This window comes from Stenotrophomonas sp. P5_A8, from assembly GCF_056400545.1.
The window spans coordinates 1-6,650 of record NZ_JBFULB010000222.1; the positions used below are offsets into that span (position 1 = coordinate 1).

Consider the following 6,650-nt stretch of genomic DNA (forward strand, 5'->3'; position numbering starts at 1 on the left):
ACCGCCAAACACTGTCACCCACAAACAACAACAACCCAACCCAGATAGCCGCAAACCCAATCGCCTTGCCCCCATCAAACGGCTCGCGGAAGAAGAACACCCCCAACAGCAACCCCAGACTCGGCGCGATGTACTGAAGAATCCCCACCAGCGACAACGGAATCCGCTTTACCCCGTAGGCAAACCCGACCAACGGCAGCGCCGTCACCGCCCCACCCAGAATCAGCAGCGCATCGTTCTTCCAGCCCCACCCACCGAAAAACCCACCGCCGTGCCCGTTCTCGCTCCACAGCGCAAACCCGATCGCCGGCAGAAACAGATACAGGCTCTCCACCCCCAACCCCGCCACCGGGTCCACCGAAACCAGCTTGCGCAGCAACCCGTACAACCCGAACGAACAGGCCAGCCCCAACGCGATCCACGGCGGCGTGCCTGCATCGATCGTCAGCCACGCCACACCCACCGCCGCGCAGCCCACCGCCAGCCACTGCAGCCCACGAAGGCGTTCTTTCAGCACCAACACGCCCAGCAGCACGCTCACCAGCGGATTGATGAAGTACCCCAAGCTCGTTTCGATCACATGTCCGGCGTTGATCGCCCAGATGTACAGCCCCCAGTTGAACGCGATCGCCAGACTGCTCAACGCCAGCGTCGGCAGCGCGCGCTTCTGCGCGGCGATCTGCTTCCACCAGCCCGTCCCCGCACTCAGCAGCAGCCAGGCCACCACCAGCACCGTGCTCCAGATGATCCGGTGCGCGATGATCTGCTGCGATGGCACCGCCTTGAGCAGGTGCCAGTACACCGGCACCAGCCCCCACAGGGTGAAGGTGAAGGCGGTGATCGCAAACCCGCGGCGTTGTTCCTGCAGGCTGTGTGGCGGCACCGCGCTCACTTCGCGCGCGTCCGCGCCAGGGTCAGCACCACCACGCCGGCCAGGATCACCGCCATCGCCAGCAGGTCATGCCCGCCAAAGTGCTCATGGCCGATGATCGCGCCCAGGATCACCGCAATCACCGGGTTCACGTACGCGTAGCTGGCCGCCAGCGCCGGGCGCACGTTGTGCAGCAGCCACACATAGGCGGTAAACGCCACGATCGAGCCGAACACGCACAGGTAGGCCACGGCCAGCAGCCCGTCCATGCTCGGCCACGTGGTCGGCCGCTCGCCGGTGACCAGGCCCAGCACCACCAGCATGACCCCGCCGCACAGCATCTGCCCGGCCGCGGTCATGAAGGGAGTGGGCAGGTCCAGGCCGCGCGCCCACACCGAGCCGAACGCCCAGCCGATCGGCGCCACCAGCAGCAGGATCAGTCCCTGCGGCGAGGCCGTAAGGCTGCTGCCGGCGTTGAGCCAGACCACCCCCAGGAAACCGATCGCGATGCCCAGCCATTCACCGCGGCTGGCATGCTGGCCGCGCAGCGCGCCGAACAGCGCCATCCACAGCGGTACCGAGGCCACCGCCGTGGCGGCCAGGCCCGAGGACACCGTGCGTTCGGCAAGCACCACCATGCCGTTGCCCAACACCAGCATGGTCAGGCCCATGATCGCCAGGTTGCGCCACTGGCGCCGGGTCGGCGCGGCCATCCCGCGCCAGCGCAGCACCGCATACATCAGCGAGCCGGCGATGATGAAGCGCGCGCCGGATACCATCGTCAACGGCAGCGCGCCGCCTTCCAGCGCCAGCCGGATACCCAGGTAGGTGGACCCCCAGACCACGTACACCAGCAACAAGGCCAGTACAACAAGGCCGCTCCGGGGAGCAGCCGCTGAAGGTTCGGGTGAAGACATGGCACACCACCATCCGGGGGAACCGGGATTCTAGGCCACCGCGCTGTCGGGGAGCACCCCAAGCCGATGGCACGCTGTTTCCGCTCACGTTTTCTGCGCCGGGAAATGGTTACCCTCTGAGCCATGCGCCGTGGTGCCAGGAGGGTACCCGACGTCAGGGCGCCCACCCCGGGCACCTTCCCCACCCGCAACGACTCCCGTGAGGACACCCTCCCAGCATGAGCACTTCCCCTCCCTCCGCCGCCGCCCACCCCGAGCGGGCCGCGCTGCGGCGCTCGATCTCCAACACCCTCAAAGGCTCGGCCGGCAACCTGGTCGAGTGGTATGACGTCTACGTCTACTCGGTGTTCGCGGTCTATTTCGAATCGCAGTTCTTCTCGGCCGCCGACAAGAACTCCACCATGTATGTCTGGGCGATCTTCGCCGCCACCTTCCTGATGCGCCCGATCGGGGCGTGGTACTTCGGCCGCTTCGCCGACCGCTACGGCCGGCGCCTGGCGCTGACCGTGTCGGTGACGGTGATGGCCGGCTGTTCGTTCCTCATCGCCATCACCCCGACCGCCTCGCAGATCGGCATCTGGGCGGCGGTGATCCTGCTGTTCGCGCGGCTGCTGCAGGGCTTTGCCACCGGCGGCGAGTACGGCACCAGCGCCACCTACATGTCCGAAGCGGCCATCCCGGGTCGGCGTGGATTCCTGTCCTCGTTCCACTACGTCACCCTGGTCGGTGGCCATGTGCTGGCGCAGTTGACCCTGCTGGGCATGCTCAGCTTCTGGGACAAGCCGCAGATTTCCGAGTGGGGCTGGCGCATCGCCTTCGGCATCGGCGGCATCGCCGCGATCGTGGTGTTCTGGCTGCGCCGCACGATGGACGAGTCGCTGGGCGAGGATTCCATCGAAGCAGCCAAGGAAGGACGCGCCAAGGCGTCCGGCTCGATGTATGAGCTGTTCGTGCACCAGTGGCGGCCGCTCCTGCTGTGCTTCCTGATCACCGCCGGCGGCACCGTGGCGTTCTACACCTATTCGGTCAACGGGCCGAAGATGATCCAGAGCGCGTTCGCCGGCGATGACGTGATGACCGGCACCCTGCTCAACCTGGGCGTGCTGACCTTCCTGATGGTGCTGCAGCCGATCGGTGGCTGGCTGTCGGATATCGTCGGGCGCAAGAGCCTGCTGGTGTTCTTCGGCATCGGCGGCGTGCTCTACAGCTACTACCTGGTCACCGCCCTGCCCAACCAGCACGATCCGCTGATGGCATTCTTGGTGCTGGCCATCGGCTTTGTGATCCTCACCGGTTACACCTCGATCAACGCCGTAGTGAAGGCCGAACTGTTCCCCACCCACGTGCGTGCGCTGGGCGTGGGCTTCGGCTATGCGGTGGCCAATTCGCTGTTCGGCGGTACCGCGCCGCTGCTGTACCAGGCGGCGCTGAAGACCGGCCACGTCAATACGTTCGCGATCTACGTCACCGCGGTGATCGCGGTGTCGCTGGTGGTCTACGTGTTCTTCCTGAAGAACAAGGGCCCCAACTGGCTGGACGGTACGCGCAAGTAGTACGCAGCGCGCGGCCACCGCTCAGGCGGTGGTCGCGCGCATCCAGGGGTATCGGAACCCGACCCGCGGCCGGCGCCCCCCTCAACGGCGGGCGGATTCGGTCTTTTCGCGTTCGGCGCGGAACTCCGAGCCGTCTTCCCACGTCGGCCAGCGGCGGCTGTTGGCCAGCTCCGCGCCCAGATCGTAGACCAGCAGGGTGTCGGCGGCATGGCCGCTGGCATCCCAGCTCGGGGTCCAGGCATCGCAGGCCTGGTGGTAGCACGCGGCGAAGTAGGCATCGCGCAGTTCACGGCCCTTCTCCACCCCACCCTCACGCATGTCCAGCCCCGGGCCGATGGTGATCGCCGGTACGCCCAGGCGGGCGAAGGCGAAATGGTCTGCGCGGTAGAAGAAGCCGGCCTCCAGGTTCGGATCGGGCGAGTAGCTGCGACCGCGTGCCTTGGCCACGCGCTCCAGGTCACCCTCCAGCGACACCCGGCCCTTGCCCCAGGAGGCGATGTCGCGGGTGGGGCCGTCCGGGCTGAACATCTCGATGTTGATCACCGCCGCGGTCTTGTCCAGCGGCGCCAGCGGGTGCGCGGCGTAGTAGCTCGCCCCCAGCAGTCCCTTCTCTTCGGCGGTGAGCGCCACGAAGTACAGCGTGCGCTGCGGCTGCGGACCAGCGGCGAATACCCGGCCCAGTTCCAGCACGGTGGCCACCCCGGTGGCGTTGTCGATCGCACCGCGCCGGATGCGGTCGCCCTTGGCGTCGGGCTGGCCGATGCCGAACGCATCCCAGTGCGCGGAGAAGATCACCGCTTCATCGGCGTGTGCGCCGCCGGGCAGCTTGGCCACCACGTTGCGGGTGACCACCTGCTCGCGCTTGAGCTTGAAGTTGACCGACAGCCGCGCATCGCCCAGCGCCACCGGCGTGAACGCCGGGGTCATCGCCTTGCGCTTCTCGGCATCGAAATCCAGGCCCGCATCGCGGAACACCTGCTCGGCCAGGCTGCGCGGCATCCAGCCGCGCACCGGCACGTGCTGGGCCAACGCCTGCTCGCGGGTGCGTTCGATGTCGAACAGCGGCGAGGTGCCCGAACTCTTCACCGTCGCCCAGCCATAAGCGGCCGGGGCGGTTTCATGCACGATCAGCACGCCCTGCGCGCCACGTCGTGCAGCTTCCTCGAACTTGTAGGTCCAGCGACCGTAGTAGGTCACCGCCTTGCCATCGAAGGCACCGGGCTGGGCGGCCTCGAAGTCGGCATCGTTGATCAGCACCACCGCGATCTTGCCGTGCAGGTCCACGCCCTTGTAGTCGTCCCAGTGGCGCTCGGGCGCATCGATGCCGTAACCGACGAACACCAGCGGCGCGTCCTTGATATCCACCGCCTGCTGCGGGCGCAGGCTCTGCAGGGTCACGTCCTCGCCGTTGGCCAGCGCGCGGTCCTTGCCCTTCTGGCGCAGCTGCGCGCGCACCGGTCCGTCCACCTGCGCGCGCACCATCGGCACCGGCTGTACCCAGCTGCCATCCACGCCGCCGGGCTGCAGGCCGGACTTCCTGAATTCTTCGATCAGGTACTGGACCGTGCGCTCTTCGCCCGGGCTGGCCGGAGCGCGGCCTTCGAAGTCGTCCGAGGCCAGGATGCGCACATGCCGCGAGAGCGCGTCCGGATCGATGCCGCCGCCGGGCAGGTCATTGGCCGCGTGGGCCAGGCCGCCCACGAACAGGCAGGACGACAGCAGCAGCATGCGCATCGGATTCACGGCAGACACCAGGACGGAAAGCAGGGGCCTGCGAGTGTAACGTGACACCTGCATGACCGCGCACTGCTAGCGGCGGTCGCGGTCCAGCCAGCAGGCCAGGCCCTGCGCGTTGAGTTCGATGTCCATCGCCAGCACCTGGGTCACCGCCGCATCATCGAGCGGGCAGCCATGCGCCTGCGCGCGCTCCAGATACAGCGCGGTAAGTGCGGCGACCAGGCAGCGGTGACGGTCCGGGCGTGCGTCGCACTGGTGGCCGATCTGCACCATCGCATCGATCTGTTCCACCAGGTCGGTGGCCAGCCTGGCCACATCACCCACGCGATCGTAATGGGTGAGGAACATCGCCTGCGGCTCGTAGGCCAGCATGCGCGCGATCGACTGCTTCAACGGCTCCGGATCGAACTGCACCGGCGAAGACGTGGGGATGATGAAAGCGCCGCGCGCACTGTCCAGCTCGCGGTAGGACAGCCCGAACGTATCACCGGTGAACCAGGCGCGGCTGCGCGCGTCCCACACGCACAGATGGTGACGCGCGTGCCCGGGTGTATGCAGGCACAGCAGGGTGCGACCGGCCAGGTCGACGCGGTGGCCGTCCTCGGCAATGACCACACGCTCGGCCGCCACCGGCAGCACCGGCCCGTAGCTGCGCGCGATCTCGGCCTCGCCATAGACCTCGGTGGCACCGGCAATCAGCCGGGCGGGGTCGACCATGTGTGGCGCACCGCGCGGGTGCACCAGCAGGCGGGCGTTCGGCAGCTGCTGCATCAACAGCCCGGCGCCGCCGGCGTGGTCCAGGTGCACGTGGGTGAGGATCAGCCAATCGACCGCGTCGGGCGACAGGCCCGCACCGGTCAGTGCCGCAAGCATCGCCGGCACGGCCAGGCCGGTGCCGCAATCGATGAACGCCGCGCGGCCGTTCTCCACGACCAGGTAGGCCGCATCGAAATCCTCGCGCTGGAACGCGGTATCGATGGTGTGGATGCTGGGGTCGAAAGACATCGGTTCATCCCTGGCGGATTGCGCCCCCATTCTAGGACGATCCGCGCACCGGCTTCGATGCGGCTTTGGTCGCACGCTGGGCCAGCCACGGGGTGCGCAGCAGTATCGCCGCCACCATCACTGCCAGGAACGCGCCGTAGGCATACAGCACCGCCAGCACCTGCCGCCAGATCGGCCCGGCATCGGATTGCACCACGCCGATGTGGTGGCCCCACAGCATCGCCACGACGCTCAGCACGAAGGCCAGCAGCAGCGCGAGGCCATCGAACCAGCGCCGCGCCGCATCGCGTGGTTGCCGCGGGAACAGCCAGTACAGCGCGCCCAGCAGCACGAACCAGGGCAGGAACAACAACAACGACAACCAGGCCATCGCAGTCTCCCCTTCAGGATGACCGCATCATGCCACGCGGCCTMACCGACCGCGCTCGGCGCGGTCGTGCCGGCCGCTGGCCGGTGCCCAGCAATGCACGTTCCATGTACTGCCGGCCGCTGGCCGGCTCCCAGCAATGCCACGTTCCATGTAGTGCCGGCCGCTGGCCGGCTCCCAGCAATGCACGTTCCATGTAG

The 6,650-nt window shown here is 67.7% G+C and carries 6 protein-coding genes; 1 reads left to right on the forward strand and 5 read right to left on the reverse strand.

The window, feature by feature from the left end; genetic code table 11:
• The coding region (gene rarD, locus AC1DQP_RS14570) for an EamA family transporter RarD (protein WP_478051870.1) at positions 1-892 on the reverse strand (892 nt) is incomplete at its 3' end.
• Positions 889-1,788, reverse strand: a complete 900-nt coding sequence (gene yedA, locus AC1DQP_RS14575; protein WP_457319605.1) for a drug/metabolite exporter YedA — start codon at positions 1,786-1,788, stop codon at positions 889-891. The genes yedA and rarD, both read right to left, overlap by 4 nt.
• 218 nt (positions 1,789-2,006) lie before the next feature.
• Here yedA and AC1DQP_RS14580 point away from each other — a divergent pair, with 218 nt between their 5' ends.
• On the forward strand, positions 2,007-3,341 hold the full coding sequence (locus tag AC1DQP_RS14580; protein WP_256775184.1) for an MFS transporter: 1,335 nt from the start codon (positions 2,007-2,009) through the stop codon (positions 3,339-3,341).
• 81 nt (positions 3,342-3,422) lie between these two features.
• On the opposite strand, the gene AC1DQP_RS14585 is transcribed toward AC1DQP_RS14580, so the two are convergent.
• The 3 genes from AC1DQP_RS14585 to AC1DQP_RS14595 form a co-directional block, all read right to left on the reverse strand.
• Positions 3,423-5,075, reverse strand: coding sequence for a M28 family metallopeptidase (locus AC1DQP_RS14585; protein WP_457319609.1), 1,653 nt, complete (start codon positions 5,073-5,075; stop codon positions 3,423-3,425).
• Between the two features lie 75 nt (positions 5,076-5,150).
• Positions 5,151-6,083, reverse strand: a complete 933-nt coding sequence (locus AC1DQP_RS14590) for an MBL fold metallo-hydrolase (RefSeq protein ID WP_478051871.1) — start codon at positions 6,081-6,083, stop codon at positions 5,151-5,153.
• A 31-nt stretch (positions 6,084-6,114) separates the two neighbouring features.
• Entirely contained in the window at positions 6,115-6,453 is a 339-nt protein-coding gene (locus AC1DQP_RS14595; RefSeq protein ID WP_457319607.1) for a hypothetical protein, read from the reverse strand.
• Positions 6,454-6,650 lie beyond the last annotated feature (197 nt).

Coding starts and splice junctions, on each gene's coding strand:
- AC1DQP_RS14595 (WP_457319607.1), bottom strand. CDS start 6,453: ATGGCCTGGTTGTCGTTGTTGTTGTTCCTGCCCTGGTTCGTGCTGCTG.
- AC1DQP_RS14580 (WP_256775184.1), top strand. CDS start 2,007: ATGAGCACTTCCCCTCCCTCCGCCGCCGCCCACCCCGAGCGGGCCGCG.
- AC1DQP_RS14590 (WP_478051871.1), bottom strand. CDS start 6,083: ATGTCTTTCGACCCCAGCATCCACACCATCGATACCGCGTTCCAGCGC.
- AC1DQP_RS14585 (WP_457319609.1), bottom strand. CDS start 5,075: ATGCGCATGCTGCTGCTGTCGTCCTGCCTGTTCGTGGGCGGCCTGGCC.
- yedA (WP_457319605.1), bottom strand. CDS start 1,788: ATGTCTTCACCCGAACCTTCAGCGGCTGCTCCCCGGAGCGGCCTTGTT.